This is a genomic window from Streptococcus sp. IsoGale021 (genome assembly GCF_031142795.1).
Classification (GTDB): domain Bacteria; phylum Bacillota; class Bacilli; order Lactobacillales; family Streptococcaceae; genus Streptococcus; species Streptococcus hominis.
In genome coordinates, this window is sequence record NZ_JAKZJH010000005.1 from 45,250 (window position 1) to 62,281 (window position 17,032).

Consider the following 17,032-nt stretch of genomic DNA (forward strand, 5'->3'; position numbering starts at 1 on the left):
ATGTTAGAATTAAAGAATATTAGCAAACGTTTTGGCGAAAAGCAAATTATTTCCGACTTGAATTTAAAGGTGCCAGAAAAGCAAATCCTTGCCATTGTAGGACCGTCTGGCGGCGGGAAAACGACATTATTGCGGATGTTAGCTGGCTTGGAAACAATTGATTTGGGTGACATTATTTATAATGGAGAAGAGTTGCCCTTGGATGAACTTGAAAAACGTAATTTATTGGGATTTGTGTTTCAAGATTTTCAGCTATTTCCACATTTAACGGTTCTTGAGAATTTAACTTTATCACCCATTAAAACAAAAAATGTTGCAAAAGAGGATGCGGAAAAGAAAGCAATTAGCTTATTGACCCGATTGGGGTTAGCAGAACATGTAAATGCTTATCCTTATTCTTTATCAGGTGGTCAAAAACAACGTGTAGCATTAGCTCGTGCGATGATGATTGACCCAGAAATTATCGGTTATGATGAGCCAACTTCCGCATTGGATCCGGAATTGCGTCTTGAAGTTGAAAAGTTGATTCTTCAGAATCGTGAGCTAGGAATGACGCAAATTGTAGTGACCCATGATTTGCAGTTTGCGGAAAATATCGCAGATACGATTCTTAAAGTTCAGCCTAAATAGGAGGAGAATATGAAGATAAAACGTTATGTTCTTGCGATCTGTGGTTTGATTCTTTTTTTGCTCCTTACAGCTTGTAGCAATGTTAGCAACCCTAAAGTAGATAATTGGTCAAAATACCAACAAAAAAAGAGCATTACTATTGGTTTTGACAATACATTTGTTCCTATGGGATTTGAGCAAAAAAATGGTCAATATGCTGGTTTTGATATTGATTTGGCAAATGCTGTCTTTAAAGAATATGGGATAAAAGTGAATTGGCAGCCGATTGATTGGGACATGAAAGAAACTGAGCTCACAAATGGAACGATTGATCTTATCTGGAATGGGTATTCGGCAACTGATGAGCGACGAAAGAAAGTACAGTTCACCATTCCTTATATGAAAAATGAACAAGTACTGGTTACTAAAAAATCATCGAACATTGCAAAAACAGCTGACATGAAGGATAAAATTCTTGGTGCTCAGACGGGTTCTTCGGGTTACGATGAGTTTGAAGCTCATCCGGAGCTTTTGAAGAATCTAGTTAAAAATCACAAAGCTGCTCAATATCAAAGTTTTACAGAGGCGTTGATTGATTTGCAAAATAGCCGGATTGATGGATTGTTGATTGACCGAGTTTATGCCAATTATTATTTAAAAGAAGAGGGGATTTTGCAGGATTATTATGTTTTCCCAGCCGGATTTGATAGCGAATCCTTTGCAGTAGGTGCTAGAAAAACGGATAAGCAGCTCGTTGAAAATATAAACCAAGCATTTAAAAAATTATATCAAACAGGTCAATTTCAAAAAATAGCAGACAAGTGGTTTGGTGAGGATATTGCGGCAGATGAAGTCAAAAAATGAGAGAACATCTGATTGTTGCCCCAATCACCCACAGAAGAAGTAAAGACAAAACCCAAAGTTTTCGCTAGGAGTATCATCTTAGTGAGGGCTTGGGGTTTGATGATTTATTGATTGTGAGAAACGGGGGACAAATTAGATTGCTTTACTGATAAATTCCTAAAAAATATAGGCTGAGAATACTGTTATCTCAGCCTTATTTTTATAGCAAAATTCCTTATTAGCCTTGTGGGAGCGAGATAAGAAAGTCGATTTCTATGGCATTACGACTATTGTTCGCTCTCGTTTTTTCGTGTTTCCTGATGGAAAATATTCTGCCATGTTTCGTGACGACGCCAAAGGCTGGTATGAATAATCCCGTCTTCTTCGTAGCAAATTAGTTTGGTTTTTTGGCTGATAGAAGTTAATTGGAAATTTTTGATAGGAGATTGCTTTCCTTTTTCGATTTGAAATTCCTCTTTGTTCATTTGGCAGCCATCCTGAGAAATGTAAACAAATTCAGGCGCTAGTAAGTCCTCTAGTTGATTGCCCTGTTCAACCAATTGTTCTCTCATAAATAGCTTTCGATAAACATTGTCCAATATTTCATCTTCAGGGATAGGAGCCGGCTCAATGTGAATGTCAATATCAAAGACACCAAAGCGTTCTTTGAGCATATTTTCAACTTGATCGGCAATTTCGTGGCTTTCATAGACAGACAAGTCAGGATTCATTTCTAAAATGAGGTCAAGATAGATGTTGCTACCGTAGGTTCGCCCTCTTTGAGATTTAACACGGGAAATTTTAGGAATTTCTAAAATGGCTTCTTTGTATTCTTTTAAAAGATTTTCATCAAAGCCGTCTGATAGACTAAAAGAAGATTCCATGAAAATTTCATAAGCCGTTTTAAGGATGAAAAAGGTAATGACGATAGCGACCAGTTTATCTACAATCGGGAAATTGAAGGCGCTTGCGATGATTGCAATGGTTGTACCAAGCGAAGTAATAGCATCAGATAAATTGTCTTTGGCAGCTGCGTCGAGTGCTTTAGACTGAGCTTTTTTTGCTAAGGCTTTATTGTAAAAATACACTCCTGTCATGACCAAAGCGGAAATAATCCCGACGATGGCGCCTAAGGGATCGATAGTCGTTTCTTGGTTAGAGATGATTTTTTGAACGGTATCAATTAAAACATCAAATCCGACAAAAAACATGATAAGAGAAGTGATAAGGCTGGCTAAGTCCTCAATTTTCCAGTGACCAAATTTGTGATCTGTATCGGCAGGCTTACGTGCCATGCGAAGTCCAATCAAGACGGCAATATTAGCAACAATATCCGAAACATTGTTAAAACCGTCGGCTGTCAAACTAGAGGACTGTAAGACAGATCCGGCAATGATTTTAGCAATGGATAAAACGATATAGGCTAGAATGGCTAAGATAGCACCGCGCTCTGCGAGTTTAAGATTCTTTGCTGGATTATTCATGCGTTTTCCTTTCAGAATGTTTATTATAACGCTTTTTTATTGATTTTTCAAACGTTTATATAGTAAGAAAATAAAACAAAGATTTTCTTTTCTAGTTTAGCTTATGAGTGATTTTTGTTATAATAGAGTCATTGACTTTGAAAGAGGAAAAAAGATGAATCCTTTATTAACTAGTATGAATGACCGTCAGGCGGAGGCGGTTCAAACAACGGAAGGTCCTTTGCTGATTATGGCAGGAGCTGGGTCTGGGAAAACCCGTGTTTTAACTCACCGTATTGCTTATTTGATTGATGAAAAGTTAGTCAATCCTTGGAATATCTTAGCGATTACCTTTACCAATAAAGCAGCTCGTGAGATGAAGGAGCGTGCTTACACTCTCAATCCAGCGACAGAGGATTGCTTGATTGCGACTTTTCACTCAATGTGCGTGCGGATTTTGCGTCGGGAAGCTGACCATATCGGCTATAACCGCAATTTTACGATTGTCGATCCTGGCGAGCAGCGAACGTTGATGAAACGAATACTTAAAACGCTCAATTTAGATCCTAAAAAGTGGAATGAACGAGCTATTTTAGGGACGATTTCCAATGCGAAAAATGATTTGATTGATGAAGTGGCCTATGCAGCTTTAGCAGGAGACATGTACACAGAGATTGTGGCGAAGTGCTATGAAATGTATCAAAAGGAACTGCGCCAGTCAGAAGCGATGGACTTTGATGATTTAATCATGCTGACCTTGCGCCTTTTTGATAAAAATCCAGATGTGTTGACTTATTACCAGCAGCGTTATCAATACATCCATGTGGACGAGTATCAAGATACGAACCACGCTCAGTACCAACTAGTTAAACTGTTAGCTTCACGCTTTAAAAATATTTGTGTGGTTGGAGATGCCGACCAGTCTATTTATGGCTGGCGAGGTGCTGATATGCAGAATATCTTGGACTTTGAAAAAGATTATCCTGAAGCTAAAGTTGTTCTTCTGGAGGAAAATTATCGCTCAACTAAGACCATTCTGCAAGCTGCTAATGATGTTATCAAAAACAACCGCAACCGCCGTCCAAAGAATCTCTGGACACAAAATGCTGATGGTGAAGATATTGTTTATTATCGGGCTAATGATGAGCAAGACGAAGCTCTCTTTGTAGCTAAAACCATTGATGAGCTATCTAGCACATCTGACTATGTCTATCGGGATTTTGCTGTTCTTTATCGAACTAACGCCCAATCTCGGAATATTGAGGAAGCTCTTCTAAAAGCTAATATTCCTTACACCATGGTGGGGGGGACTAAGTTTTATAGTCGTAAGGAAATTCGAGATGTCATCAGCTATCTCAATCTCATCGCTAATACTAGCGACAACATCAGTTTTGAGCGTGTTGTGAATGAGCCTAAACGGGGTGTCGGACCGGGTACAGTGGAGAAAATTCGTAATTTTGCAGCTGGTCAAGAGATGTCTCTTTTGGATGTTTCTTCGCAGATTATGCTCTCACCTGTTAAGGGGAAAGCTGCTCAGGCTGTTTTTGACTTTGCCAATCTCATTTTGAATCTGCGCGAGCAATTGGACGAGTTGACCGTGACAGAAGTGGTAGAGCTGGTGCTTGAAAAGACTGGTTACACCGAGCAATTAGCAGCTCAAGCTACGCTGGAAAGTCAGGCTCGGATTGAAAATATCGAAGAATTTCTTTCTGTTACTAAGAATTTTGACGAAAATCCAGAAAATGATACTGAAGAGACTGGTTTAGACAGACTTAGCCGTTTTCTCAATGATTTGGCTTTGATTGCGGATACAGATGATGGCGATCAGGAAAGCTCAGAAGTGACACTTATGACGCTACATGCTGCCAAGGGATTAGAGTTTCCAGTGGTTTTCATTATCGGTATGGAAGAAAATGTCTTCCCACTTAGTCGCGCGGCTGAAGATGAAGACGAGCTAGAGGAAGAGCGTCGATTGGCTTATGTCGGAATTACTCGTGCTGAAAAAGTCTTGTTCCTAACCAATGCAAACTCGCGCCTACTATACGGAAAAACCAATTACAATCGTCCAACTCGTTTTCTCAATGAAATTAGCTCAAGCTTACTAGATTATCAAGGCTTGGCTCGACCTGCTAATACATCCTTTAAAGCTTCCTATGTGAATGGCAAAGCTGTTCAGTTTGGTCAAGGAATGAGTCTCGCTCAAGCATTGCAGGAACGCAAGCGGCAAGCTGCACCGAGCAGCATTTCCTCAAGCCAGTTGCCATTTGGTAAAAATGTAGCTGCTAATCAGCCGACTATTGATTGGGCTATCGGTGATATTGCTCACCATAAAAAATGGGGAGACGGAACGGTATTGGAAGTGTCAGGCAGCGGTAGTAGCCAAGAATTGAAAATCAATTTCCCAGAGGTTGGATTAAAGAAACTGTTGGCAAGTGTTGCGCCAATTGAGAAAAAGTGAAATCTAAGGGACTACTGCGATGAAATATTCCATTGAAGCCTGGATTTATAACCCGATTGCTAAGGAAATTTTGCTCTTAAAAGTTAAAACTGAACAACGTTCTTTCTGGCAACCGATTACTGGTGGTATTGAAAGTGATGAAAGTCCTGAAATAGCTTGTATTCGTGAGATTTTTGAAGAAACTGGACTGGAAATCGAGCTAACAAAACTGTTGCAAATCGGTCATCACACAGTTGTTATTGATGAAGACTTGACCATTTTTAAAACACTTTTTCTTGTGGAAACAAAGCAAAAAGATATTCATATTTCTGATGAGCACATTGATTTTATGTGGACAGAAGTTAAAAATGTGCCTGATATATTGTACTGGCAGAGCAATCAAGAGACTTTTCAAAAGATTTTAGAGAAATTGAGATAAGGTATTCATGGAAAGGCACGGTCTATGATAGAGAGTAGATTATTTAGAATAGTGTATGTTCTTTTAGAAAGAGATAACGTTACAGCGAAGGAGCTGGCAGAACAATTTGAAGTATCTGTTAGAACGATTTATCGAGATGTTGACCGACTTAGCAGTGCGGGCATTCCAATCTACACCATGCAAGGCAGAGACGGAGGCATTCGACTGACGGAGGATTTTGTACTAAATAGTTCTTTGCTTAATCAATCAGAAAAAGAGCAACTGTTGGTTGCCTTACAAGGATTAGAGGTTACGGGTCTTCTGCATGAAAACGAGCTTTTGACCAAACTATCGGCTTTATTTCAATTGAACCAACCAAACTGGATAGAAGTAGATTTTACCAGCTGGTCCAATAGCAAGAAATATGAAGAGCTATTTCAGAATTTGAAAAATGCAATCATCAGTAAGCAAGTGATTTCCTTTTCTTATGTTAGCAACAAAGAGGAATTCACCCAGCGTCAAGTAAAACCAGTTCGCCTGCTTTTTAAAGGACAATCATGGTATCTTCATGCATTTTGCTTAGTACGAAATGATTTTCGTTATTTTAAACTTTCTCGCATAAGCCAGCTAAAGCTTTTACCACAACATTTTACAGATAACTTTGACAATGTGAGCTTGGGAAAAGAAGCGCGATTAGAAGAGGTCGTACGAGTCAAGCTGAAATTTAATAAAAAAGCTGCTTTCAGAGTATATGATGAACTGGATTGTCCAGTCAAAGAAGATGAGCAAGGAAACTTGTACGCAGAGATAGAAATTCCGAATGACTATAGTCTGTACTGCTATATTCTCTCTTTTGGAGACAATGTGGAAGTGCTGGAGCCAACAAAGATTCGTGAGCAAATAACAGAAATGATTGAACGTATGGCACAAAAATATAAAAACTGATAGCAGTGTCTATTTTTTCAAGCTACAATGAAGTTGGGGCAAAAGTGCTCAGCCTCCTTTGTTTATATAGTCAAAATTATAAGACGCAGTAGTTTGGAGAAGCTCTATTGACTTTCGTCAATGTAGAGTTTCCTATGCACAATCAATCACTACCGAGTGGACTCAAATATGTTGATAACTCAACTTTTACAGCCCTTTTGACGCCAAGCTTCACTTGACTTTATTTCCAACCTCGAAAGGCTCCCCAAACCTTTCGAGTTGTGCGGAGGTGGGATAGAAATCAGGTTTCTACGAAACTACTGATTTTTGTCTCGCTCTTTTATTTTTGTTTGACATTAGAATTGTCAGAATTTATAATATAAGTATAAATTAAATCATAGCATTGTTAGCATATCATGAATTGTTTGACTAGGGTTCTTTATTCGTTTTCTAGGAGAAAGAAGGGATTTGTATGAAGAAAAAGTCGGTTGTATCTTGGATACTGGAATTTGTCTCTCTTCACAAATTTTATTTTATTGTTAGTCTTGTTTTTGCCTTTTTATCTGTTTTGTGTGGATTTTTGCCTTATTTTTTTGTGGGTAATATCATCAATCAGCTCTTACAAGGCAATCGAGATTGGCATTTTTATGTTCATCAGTCCATTTGGATAGGGCTGGCATGGATTGCTTATTGGGGTTTTCATGGTATTTCAACGCTCTTGTCACACACAGCAACTTTTAAGATTTTGGCAGAAATACGCTATCGTCTGACAGAAAAATTGGCCAAGTTGCCTCTTGGAATGGTCTTGAGTCAATCTTCTGGAACTTACAAAAATATCATTGTTGAGCGAGTGGATGCCACAGAAGTAACCTTGGCACACTTAATTCCTGAGTTTACATCTGGGCTATTTGGTCCCTTTATTATCTTAATTGCCATGTTGGTGATTGATTGGCGCCTAACTTTGCTTTCGCTACTGACAATCCCGATTGTTATCTTAGCTTATGGGAATATGCTACGCAAGAGCGAAGGTGATTTTGAAAATACAGTCGAGAAAACGAAGAAGCTCAATGATACAGCAGTAGAATACATCAATGGGATTGAAGTCATCAAGGTTTTTGGAAAAGAGAAATTTTCTTACGATAAATTTGTCAAGGCTGCCAAAGAAGGAGCTGATTGCTTTATTGAATGGATGCGCAAGTGCGTAGTTGCAATGGGTATTGTTACAGTTTTCTTACCGGCCGGTTTGCTTTTCTTACTCCCTTTTGGAACTCTCTTTTACCTTCAAGGTAGCCTAACAGCTAGCAACTTTATTTTACTAATCATTCTGTCTCTTAGTCTTTTGACACCGTTTATTTTAGTGGCTTCCTATATGGATGATTTACGGAAAATTGCGACAATCTTTGGTGAAGTGATTGTTATTTTGGAAAAACCTGATTTGCCTCGTCCAACAGAATTAACGGACATTCCAAAGGGAACAGAACTTCAAATGACAGATGTTAGTTTTGGTTATTCAGATGAGGAAGAAGTATTGCATAGTATTTCCTTAACGATTGAGCCTGATACAGTAACTGCTCTTGTCGGTCCTTCTGGCTCAGGGAAATCTACGATTGCTAAACTTCTAGCTTCTTTCTGGGATGTTAGTTCTGGTAGTATTACCTTTGGTGGCGTGGACATTCGAAACCTACCTCTTGATTATTACAGTCGTCAGATTGCCTATGTCACACAGGATAATTACCTTTTTGATGGAACGATTATGGAAAATATCCGTATGGGTAATTCCGCTGCTTCAGACGAAGACGTGATAGAGATTGCTCGCAAATGTGGCTGTTATGATTTCATTATGAAGTTGGAAAATGGGTTTGAAACGCGCGTTGGTACTGGCGGCGGTCATTTATCTGGTGGAGAACGGCAGCGAATTGCAATTGCACGAGCTATGCTGAAAGATGCACCGGTTATCATTTTGGATGAAGCAACGGCTTATACTGACCCCGAAAATGAAGCTCTCATTCAGTCTAGTATTGCTCGTTTGATTGAAGACCGTACACTCCTTGTCATTGCTCATCGTCTTTCAACGATTGCAAGTGCAGATCAGATTGTTGTGGTCAATGACGGGCGTATTGAAGCAAAAGGAAAATATGCAGATTTGCAGAAGACTTGTCCGCTTTATGCTTCTATGTGGCAGGCTCATCTTGCAGTAAAGGATAGCGATCAAATGACAGAAGGAGGATTGGCAGATGCTTAGTACATTGAAAAAATTCTTTGATTTTTGTACAGAAGAAGATCGCAAGAAATTCTACACTTCTGTTTGTTTAGGGGTTCTAAAAGCTTTCATTATTGCTTTTCGGATTCCAGCTATTGGGTTGGTTGTTATGGCTATCATTAACAATGATGTTTCTATGCAGACTGTATTGCTCTCTCTCGGAATTATGCTCTTGTCTGTTATTCTTAACATTTGGATTAGCTTGAAAATTACAATGTTGCAGACAGAAGCGGGCTATCATACATGTACTCATAAGCGGATTGAAATTGCTGAACACATGCGCTACCTGCCAATGGGGTATTTTAATCAAAATAGTCTGGGACAAATCACCAGCGTTACAACCAATACACTTGAAAGTCTAGCAGATGTTGCTACTCGGGTTGTCATGATGACGCTGGAAGGATTCCTAACAGCAGGAACTATTACGGTTTTTGTATTTATCTACGATTGGAAAATTGGTTTGATTTTGTTGGCAGGCTTGATACTGTTTCTCTTGCCAAATGGATTGATGCGTTGGCAAGCTGGAAATGTGTCAGAAGCTAAACAACAAGCTGATACAGATTTGGTAGCAGTTGTGCTAGAATACAGTCAAGGGATTGCGGAAGTAAAGAACTATAATATTGTTCAATCATCGGCTAAAAAACTATCGCGTGCTATTGAGAATAAAAGGCATTTAGATACAAAGCTGACTTGGGTTACCTTGCCTTATATCGCTCTGCAAGGGATGATTACCAAGCTGACTGGAACGATTATAGGGCTGTTCTCCATTTACTTTTACCTGCAAGGAAGTATGAGCCTTTTGATTTGCATCATGATGCTCATCAGTGCTTTTATGATTTACGAAAGTCTGGACGGAGTTGGTAGTTTTTCTTCTCTTCTTCGCATTGTTGATTTATCGGTTGATATGATCAACAAAGTTTTGTCCATTAAACCAATGGATATTAGCGGAAAAGATTTACAGCCAAAAACCAGCAATATCAAGTTGGATCATGTCAGTTTCTCCTATGAAAGTAAGAAAATTATTGATGATGTATCGTTGGATATTCCAGAAAAGACAACGACAGCTCTGGTAGGGCCTTCTGGTTCTGGAAAGACAACTCTTTGCAATCTCATTGCCCGTTTCTGGGATGTAGAGAGTGGCAGCATCAGCTTAGATGGTCATGATGTAAAAGAATACAGCTATGACAGCCTTATTCGTAATTTTAGTTTTGTTTTTCAAACGGTCTATTTGTTTGAGGATACCATTGAAAATAACATTAAATTTGGAAAGCCAGACGCTAGTCATGAAGAAGTTGTAGCTGCTGCGAAAAAAGCTGCTTGTCATGACTTTATTCTGTCTTTTCCAGAGGGTTATCAGACCAAGATTGGTGAAGGCGGAGCCAGTCTCTCCGGTGGGGAACGGCAGCGGATTTCCATTGCTCGTGCCATTATCAAGGACGCTCCAATTATTATTTTGGACGAAGCAACTGCTAATGTCGACCCAGAAAATGAAGAAGCGCTTATGCAAGCCATTCATTCTTTAACAAAGAATAAAACCATTATTATGATTGCTCATCGGCTAAAAACAGTAGAGCATGCCGATCAAATTGTTGTCCTTGATCAAGGACGCATTGTCGAGCAAGGGAAACACCAAGAACTGCTTGCCAAACAAGGTTTATATAGCCGCTTTATCCAGGAAAGACGTAGTGCTGCCAGCTGGAGGATACAGGCTTAATTTACAAACAAAAAGATTGTTGTTCATGTGCAACGGTCTTTTTATATTTAAGCTGTTAATTTAAAATAATCATAAGAAATGGTATAATAAGATGTTATAGAGAACAATCAATGAAGAGGTATCCATGAACGAAATCAAATGCCCCAACTGCGGGGAAGTCTTTACAGTCAACGAAAGCCAGTACAGCGAGCTCCTAGCTCAGGTACGGACGACAGAATTCGACAAGGAAATTCATGCTCGAATTGAGCAGGCATTAGCTTTAGAAAAACAAAAGGCACAGAATGAGCAACAGCAAATGTTAAGTCAGAAAGAATCTGAAATCCAGGAACTCAAGGCGACTATTTCCAATTTTGAATCACAAAAGGAGCTGATCAAAAAGGATACGGAGCAGGCTCTGTCTGAAAAACTCATCAATAAAGACAAGGAGTTGCTGGGCTTGCGATCGCAACTGGATCGTATGAAGCTGGAACACCAAAATGAGCTGCAAGCTTCGTTGACAAATATTGAAAAAGAACGCGACCAAATCCAAAATCAGCTTTTATTGCAAGAGAAAGAAAATGAATTATCCCTTGCATCTGTTAAACAAAATTACGAAGCTCAGCTAAAGGCTGCCAATGAGCAAGTAGAATTTTACAAGAATTTTAAAGCGCAGCAATCTACTAAAGCGATTGGAGAGAGTTTAGAGCATTACGCTGAAAGCGAATTTAACAAAGTTCGTAGCTTCGCCTTTCCAAATGCTTACTTTGAAAAGGATAATCAAGTTTCTGCGCGAGGGTCTAAAGGGGACTTTATTTTCCGTGAGGAAGATGAAAACGGAGTAGAAATCATTTCTATTATGTTTGAGATGAAAAATGAAGCGGACGGTACTGAGAAGAAGCATAAAAACGCTGATTTTTACAAAGAATTGGACAAGGATCGCAGGGAAAAGAAATGTGAGTATGCTGTTTTGGTAAGTATGCTGGAAGCAGATAACGACTATTTCAATACTGGCATTGTTGATGTCAGCCACGAGTATGAAAAAATGTATGTGGTTCGTCCTCAATTTTTTATCCAGCTCATTGGACTTTTACGCAATGCTGCGCTCAATTCTCTTAAATACAAGCAGGAGCTGGCTCTGGTTCGAGAGCAGAACATTGACATTACCCACTTTGAAGACGATTTAGAAACCTTTAAAGTAGCGTTTGCAAAAAATTACAACTCAGCTTCTAAGAATTTCAATAAGGCAATCGAAGAAATTGACAAAGCCATTAAGCGAATGGAAGCAGTCAAACAGGCACTTCAGACATCAGACAATCAACTGCGCCTCGCCAACAACAAACTGGATGACGTCTCCGTCAAGAAATTGACCCGCAAAAATCCAACTATGAAAGCTAAGTTTGAGGCGTTGAAGAACGACTAAGAGGAAACGATGCAGATACGACAAGCAACCTTGAAAGCCATAGAAGCCTTGCTACCCCTCTATGAAGATTTAGGCTATCCGACGACTGCTTCTAGTCTGACTAGATGTTTGAATACGGCTTCATTACGGCTCTTGTGGGGCTGAAAGAAATAAAGAATTTAATCAACTACTAATAGAATTTTTAGTAGAATAAGGAATCAATGAACGGAATTATCAATTTAAAAAAAGAAGCGGGAATGACCTCGCATGATGCGGTTTTTAAACTGCGTAAAATTTTAGGAATGAAAAAAATCGGTCATGGTGGGACTTTAGACCCAGATGTGGTGGGTGTCTTGCCCATTGCAGTCGGGAAGGCCACGCGATTGGTAGAATTTATGCAGGATGAAGGCAAAATCTATGAGGGAGAAGTTACTTTAGGTTTTTCGACAACGACAGAGGATGCCAGTGGAGAACAGGTGGCTTTCAGCCCTGTGACAGAAGCGCTAGATGAAAAATTAGTGGATCAAGTCATTGCCAGTATGGTTGGAGAACAGACCCAAGTGCCACCTATGTACTCGGCTGTCAAGGTCAATGGACGAAAACTCTATGAGTATGCTCGAACTGGGGAGGTAGTAGAGCGACCAAAGCGTCAGGTAATAATTTACAACTTTGAGCGGACAGGAGCTATTGTCTATGAAAGTGACTTGGCACGTTTTCCGTTTCGAGTTAAATGCAGCAAGGGGACCTATGTGCGAACATTGGCAGTTGATTTAGGAGCGAAGTTGGGTTATGATTCCCACATGTCTAAACTGACTCGCACTGCTGCGGCTGGTATGGATTTGGAAGAAGCTTTGACTTTAGCAGAAATTGACGAGAAAATGAACAAAGGAGATTTTTCATTTTTGCAACCCATTGAATTCGGCATAGGAGATTTACCTAAGGTAAACCTTACGGAAGAGCAGGTTGAAGAAGTGCGATTTGGACGCTTTATTCATATAGATACCAAGGCAGGACAGGTGGCTGGTTTTTATCAAGGGAAATTACAAGCCATTTTAGAAAAGCGCGACAAAGAATATAAACCTAGAAAAGTATTTCTTTAAAATTTTGTGATAAAATAGTTAAGTGATGAAAACGATTAGAATAAAAAATGAAAAAGACATTCAGCAAATTGAACACACAGTATTAGTGCTAGGGTATTTTGACGGACTGCATAAAGGACATCAAGCCTTGTTTGCTGAAGCGAGAAAAATGGCAGCAGAGAAGCATCTGAAGATTGCAGTGCTGACATTTCCAGAATCTCCCAAATTAGCTTTTGTACGCTACCAGCCTTCATTGATGCTTCATTTGACTAGTCCAGAAGATCGCTTGCAGCAAATGGAAAATCTTGGTGTAGACTACCTTTATTTGATTGATTTTACCAGTCAGTTTGCTCGTAATACTGCGGAACAATTTTTTGAAAAATACATCTCGCGTTTGAAAGCAAAAGTTGTCATTGCGGGATTTGATTACCATTTTGGTTCAGATCGAGGCAATGCAGAGGATTTGGAGAAACTATTTGACGGACAAGTTATCATAGTTCCTTCTGTAAATTTCAATGGAGAAAAAGTTAGTTCAACTCGTATTCGAGAAACGGTACTAGCAGGAAATGTAGCCGAAAGCAATCAATTGCTAGGCTACTCGTTATCTACTAGAGGAATTGTCGTTCATGGCAATGCAAGAGGACGAACGATTGGCTATCCAACGGCAAATCTTGCTCCGCTGGATCGGGTTATTTTACCAGCAGATGGTGTCTATGTGGTCGATGTAGAGCATGACGGACAGATGTATCGCGGAATGGCTAGCGTCGGCAAAAATGTCACTTTTGAAGGAGATGAACTTCGTTTTGAAGCCAATATTTTTGAGTTTTCACAAGATATTTACGGTGATACTATTCGCATTTTTTGGTTGGATAAAATCCGAGATATGGTAAAATTCGATAATGTGGACAAACTAGTCAAACAACTGCAGGCTGATGAGGAAATCGCAAGATATTGGACACCTAAAAACGCAAACCACTAAATCATGTAGTAAGCTTCTTATTTTTCCTAAAAAAATAGGAGAAAATTTGTAAAAATACCTAGTAATCTTACATAAAATTTAGTATAATGATAACAGTTACAAATAATAAGAAGAGAAATGCATGGTTACACTATTTTTATCACCGAGTTGTACAAGTTGTCGCAAGGCGCGTGCATGGCTATCCAATCATGAAGTTCCTTTTGAGGAGCACAATATCATGACGAGCCCTTTATCTGCACCCGAATTACAACATATTCTTTCTCTGACGGAGAATGGAACAGACGACATTATTTCAACTCGTTCAAAAATTTTTCAAAAATTAAATTTGGATGTTGAAAATTTATCAATTTCTGAATTGCTTCGTTTAATTGAGGAAAATCCAAGCCTTTTGCGTCGCCCGATTATTCTGGAAGACAAGCGAATGCAAATTGGATTTAACGAAGATGAAATCCGTGCGTTTTTGCCTCGCGGATATCGAAAACAGGAATTGCGCGATGCAACTCTAAGAGCTGAGATTGAATAATATGAATAAAAACTATCGTTACCCACTAGACATATCGTGGAGCACTGAAGAGCTTGCTTCAGTGCTTTCTTTTTTGAATGATGTTGAGCAGGCTTATGAAGAAAAAATAACAGCAGAAGAAATACTGTCATCTTACAAACTCTTCAAAAAAATTGTTCCAAGCAAAGCTGAAGAAAAGCGGATTGGACGTGAATTTGAAATAGCAAGTGGCTATTCCTTATATCGAGCTGTTCAAGCTGCAAAACAAAAGGAGAAAGGAATGTTTTCTCTTGGAAAAGAAATTTAATTTTGCCAAACAAATTGTACTGAATGCGGCTTCTTATATCAAAGAGCATTTGAATGATCAGTTGCAAATTGAGACCAAGTCCAGTCCGACTGATTTAGTAACTCAAATGGACAAAGAAGTTCAAGATAATTTAGTAACCTGGATTTTAGAAGCTTATCCTGCGGATCACATTTTAGCTGAGGAGAATGGTTTACGACATTCTATTTCAGATGGCAATGTTTGGGTCATTGATCCTATTGACGGCACGAATAATTTTGTGGCACAAAAAGCAGATTTTGCTGTTGTTCTGGCTTATTTTGAAAATGGCATTGGTCAATTTGGTGTCATTTATGATGTGATAGGAGATAAGTTGTACCACGGTGGTGGGCAATTTGATGTCTATTGCAATGAGCAGAAATTGCCTCCTTACCAAGATCGCCCTTTAAATCAATTTTTAATAGCTTCAAATGCTGGGATTTTTGAGCGCAATGATTGGGGAATTGCTGATTTGGCGAAAGAAACTTTAGGAGTTCGAGTGTATGGAAGTGCTGCAATCAGCTTTAGTAAGGTTTTGTCGGGTCAACTATTGACTTATATTTCCTATATTTGGCCTTGGGATTATGCTGCTGCTTCCATTATGGGAGACAAGCTAGGATACACGACGCTAACATTTGAGGGTGAAGAGCCTGATTTTGAAAGTCATCAGGGGATTATGATGATTCCAACTATGAAATTAGATGAAATTAAAACATACATATATCGAAAGCGAGAGGGATTAGATGCATTTTCCAAAAGGATTTAAAGAAAAATATAACAATCTTTTGGGAGAGGAAGCTCCCTCTTTTTTTCTAACTTTCGATGAGGAGCCAGTTTCCGCTTTCCGGGTCAATCCATTAAAAGAGCAGCAAAAAACTTTTTCAAATCCTATTCCTGATACGAACTGGGGTTATTATGGCAAAGTTTCTGGAAAATCAATAGAGCATGTCACAGGATTAGTCTATTCACAAGAACCTGCTGCACAAATGGTTGCCCAAGCTGCAGCGCCACAACAGAATATGAAAGTACTTGATTTGGCAGCAGCGCCGGGTGGAAAATCCACTCACCTATTGTCATACTTGAATAATACAGGTATTCTTGTTTCCAATGAAATCAATCCAAAACGTTCTAAAGTGTTAGTAGAAAATATTGAGCGTTTTGGAGCGAGAAATATTGTGGTGACGAATGAATCGGCTGACAGATTAAGCCAGATCTTTCAGGGCTATTTTGATATGATTGTCTTAGATGCACCATGTTCTGGTGAAGGAATGTTTAGAAAGCAGCCAGAAGCAACGGAGTATTGGAGCGAGACTTATCCTGCTCAATGTGCACAGCTTCAACGTGAGATACTAGCGGATGCTTTGAAAATGTTGACAACTGGTGGTGAACTGATTTACTCTACTTGCACTTGGGCACCAGAAGAAAACGAGGAAATCGTTGACTGGTTGTTAGAAAATTATCCGCTTGAATTAGTCGAAATTCCTAAAATCAATGGGATGATTGCAGGTATTAACTTTCCAGAAACTGCACGTATGTATCCTCACCATTTCAAAGGTGAAGGTCAATTTGTTGCAAAATTTCGCCTTTGTAGTAAGCAGTCAGCAAAAAAATTAAAAGTAAAAAAGAGCTATCTGACATCTGAGCAGAAGATGTTGTGGCAGAAGTTTCAAAGAGAACATCTAGCTATAGATCTGACTGGAGAATTACAGACTTTTGGAGATCATTTATATCTATTGCCACTAGGTCTTCCAGATCTATCGAAACTCAAAATTGCCAGAAATGGCTTGCACCTAGGTGTTTTTAAGAAAAAACGATTTGAACCGAGTTTTGCTTTGGGACTGGCTTTAAAACCAAGTGAAGTAAAGCACATAATTGAAATTGATGAAGAGCAGTTTAAAAAGTACGTTGCTGGGGAGACAGTCAATCTCAATCAGAACCCTGCAAATGGTTGGTATCAAGTTGTTGTCCAAGGTAATGGTTTAGGGTTTGCAAAAGTGACTGGAAATATTCTGAAAAATTATTTTCCAAAAGGCCTGAGATTTCAATAAAGAATCTTTCCAAATATCTAAAGATATGTTATAGTGAGATTAGATGTGAAAAGAGT

General features: G+C 39.0%; 15 protein-coding genes and 1 pseudogene. 15 read left to right on the forward strand and 1 reads right to left on the reverse strand.

The genetic code is table 11. The features are described 5' to 3' along the window. Both RG565_RS05115 and RG565_RS05120 read left to right on the forward strand, forming a co-directional pair. Complete coding sequence (locus tag RG565_RS05115) at positions 1-630, forward strand: amino acid ABC transporter ATP-binding protein (protein WP_247937138.1); 630 nt, start codon at positions 1-3, stop codon at positions 628-630. 9 nt (positions 631-639) lie between these two features. Further along, positions 640-1,473: an amino acid ABC transporter substrate-binding protein gene (locus RG565_RS05120; protein ID WP_247937139.1), complete on the forward strand. Its 834-nt coding sequence runs from the start codon at positions 640-642 to the stop codon at positions 1,471-1,473. A 266-nt stretch (positions 1,474-1,739) separates the two neighbouring features. Here RG565_RS05120 and RG565_RS05125 read toward each other — a convergent pair whose 3' ends face one another. Further along, positions 1,740-2,936 carry a cation diffusion facilitator family transporter gene (locus RG565_RS05125; protein WP_247937140.1) on the reverse strand — a complete coding sequence of 399 codons (1,197 nt, stop codon included), beginning with the start codon at positions 2,934-2,936 and terminating at the stop codon, positions 1,740-1,742. A gap of 154 nt (positions 2,937-3,090) precedes the next feature. Here RG565_RS05125 and pcrA point away from each other — a divergent pair, with 154 nt between their 5' ends. From pcrA to RG565_RS05190, 13 genes and pseudogenes are all read left to right on the forward strand, one after another. Next, positions 3,091-5,373 carry a DNA helicase PcrA gene (gene pcrA / locus RG565_RS05130; protein WP_247937141.1) on the forward strand — a complete coding sequence of 761 codons (2,283 nt, stop codon included), beginning with the start codon at positions 3,091-3,093 and terminating at the stop codon, positions 5,371-5,373. A 19-nt stretch (positions 5,374-5,392) separates the two neighbouring features. Continuing rightward, positions 5,393-5,791 (forward strand): NUDIX pyrophosphatase, encoded by a 399-nt coding sequence (locus RG565_RS05135; protein WP_247937142.1) that lies wholly within the window; start codon positions 5,393-5,395, stop codon positions 5,789-5,791. A gap of 24 nt (positions 5,792-5,815) precedes the next feature. Next, a complete protein-coding gene (locus tag RG565_RS05140; protein WP_247937143.1) occupies positions 5,816-6,715 on the forward strand; it encodes a YafY family protein in 900 nt (299 codons plus the stop codon). A 451-nt stretch (positions 6,716-7,166) separates the two neighbouring features. Beyond that, complete coding sequence (locus RG565_RS05145; protein ID WP_247937144.1) at positions 7,167-8,936, forward strand: ABC transporter ATP-binding protein; 1,770 nt, start codon at positions 7,167-7,169, stop codon at positions 8,934-8,936. Further along, positions 8,929-10,668, forward strand: coding sequence for an ABC transporter ATP-binding protein (locus RG565_RS05150; protein ID WP_247937145.1), 1,740 nt, complete (start codon positions 8,929-8,931; stop codon positions 10,666-10,668). The genes RG565_RS05145 and RG565_RS05150 overlap by 8 nt, the downstream gene beginning before the upstream one ends. A gap of 124 nt (positions 10,669-10,792) precedes the next feature. After that, the gene (locus RG565_RS05155) at positions 10,793-12,067 is read left to right on the forward strand and encodes a DUF2130 domain-containing protein (RefSeq protein ID WP_247937146.1); all 1,275 of its coding nucleotides are present in this window, start codon (positions 10,793-10,795) and stop codon (positions 12,065-12,067) included. Between the two features lie 9 nt (positions 12,068-12,076). Continuing rightward, a pseudogene (locus tag RG565_RS05160) lies at positions 12,077-12,224 on the forward strand (GNAT family N-acetyltransferase); the annotation flags it as partial. Between the two features lie 43 nt (positions 12,225-12,267). After that, entirely contained in the window at positions 12,268-13,146 is an 879-nt protein-coding gene (truB, locus tag RG565_RS05165) for a tRNA pseudouridine(55) synthase TruB (protein ID WP_247937147.1), read from the forward strand. A 25-nt stretch (positions 13,147-13,171) separates the two neighbouring features. Further along, a complete protein-coding gene (locus tag RG565_RS05170) occupies positions 13,172-14,104 on the forward strand; it encodes a bifunctional riboflavin kinase/FAD synthetase (RefSeq protein ID WP_247937148.1) in 933 nt (310 codons plus the stop codon). Positions 14,105-14,225: 121 nt separating this feature from the next. Continuing rightward, positions 14,226-14,627, forward strand: coding sequence for a Spx/MgsR family RNA polymerase-binding regulatory protein (locus RG565_RS05175; RefSeq protein ID WP_003042028.1), 402 nt, complete (start codon positions 14,226-14,228; stop codon positions 14,625-14,627). Between the two features lies 1 nt (position 14,628). Next, positions 14,629-14,913, forward strand: a complete 285-nt coding sequence (locus RG565_RS05180; protein WP_003029307.1) for a UPF0223 family protein — start codon at positions 14,629-14,631, stop codon at positions 14,911-14,913. Beyond that, entirely contained in the window at positions 14,897-15,694 is a 798-nt protein-coding gene (locus RG565_RS05185; protein ID WP_247937149.1) for an inositol monophosphatase family protein, read from the forward strand. Before RG565_RS05180 ends, RG565_RS05185 begins: the two co-directional genes overlap by 17 nt. Then, positions 15,672-16,976, forward strand: coding sequence for an RsmF rRNA methyltransferase first C-terminal domain-containing protein (locus RG565_RS05190; protein WP_247937150.1), 1,305 nt, complete (start codon positions 15,672-15,674; stop codon positions 16,974-16,976). Before RG565_RS05185 ends, RG565_RS05190 begins: the two co-directional genes overlap by 23 nt. Positions 16,977-17,032: the final 56 nt, after the last annotated feature.

Coding starts and splice junctions, on each gene's coding strand:
- RG565_RS05115 (WP_247937138.1), top strand. CDS start 1: ATGTTAGAATTAAAGAATATTAGCAAACGTTTTGGCGAAAAGCAAATT.
- RG565_RS05120 (WP_247937139.1), top strand. CDS start 640: ATGAAGATAAAACGTTATGTTCTTGCGATCTGTGGTTTGATTCTTTTT.
- RG565_RS05125 (WP_247937140.1), bottom strand. CDS start 2,936: ATGAATAATCCAGCAAAGAATCTTAAACTCGCAGAGCGCGGTGCTATC.
- pcrA (WP_247937141.1), top strand. CDS start 3,091: ATGAATCCTTTATTAACTAGTATGAATGACCGTCAGGCGGAGGCGGTT.
- RG565_RS05135 (WP_247937142.1), top strand. CDS start 5,393: ATGAAATATTCCATTGAAGCCTGGATTTATAACCCGATTGCTAAGGAA.
- RG565_RS05140 (WP_247937143.1), top strand. CDS start 5,816: ATGATAGAGAGTAGATTATTTAGAATAGTGTATGTTCTTTTAGAAAGA.
- RG565_RS05145 (WP_247937144.1), top strand. CDS start 7,167: ATGAAGAAAAAGTCGGTTGTATCTTGGATACTGGAATTTGTCTCTCTT.
- RG565_RS05150 (WP_247937145.1), top strand. CDS start 8,929: ATGCTTAGTACATTGAAAAAATTCTTTGATTTTTGTACAGAAGAAGAT.
- RG565_RS05155 (WP_247937146.1), top strand. CDS start 10,793: ATGAACGAAATCAAATGCCCCAACTGCGGGGAAGTCTTTACAGTCAAC.
- truB (WP_247937147.1), top strand. CDS start 12,268: ATGAACGGAATTATCAATTTAAAAAAAGAAGCGGGAATGACCTCGCAT.
- RG565_RS05170 (WP_247937148.1), top strand. CDS start 13,172: ATGAAAACGATTAGAATAAAAAATGAAAAAGACATTCAGCAAATTGAA.
- RG565_RS05175 (WP_003042028.1), top strand. CDS start 14,226: ATGGTTACACTATTTTTATCACCGAGTTGTACAAGTTGTCGCAAGGCG.
- RG565_RS05180 (WP_003029307.1), top strand. CDS start 14,629: ATGAATAAAAACTATCGTTACCCACTAGACATATCGTGGAGCACTGAA.
- RG565_RS05190 (WP_247937150.1), top strand. CDS start 15,672: ATGCATTTTCCAAAAGGATTTAAAGAAAAATATAACAATCTTTTGGGA.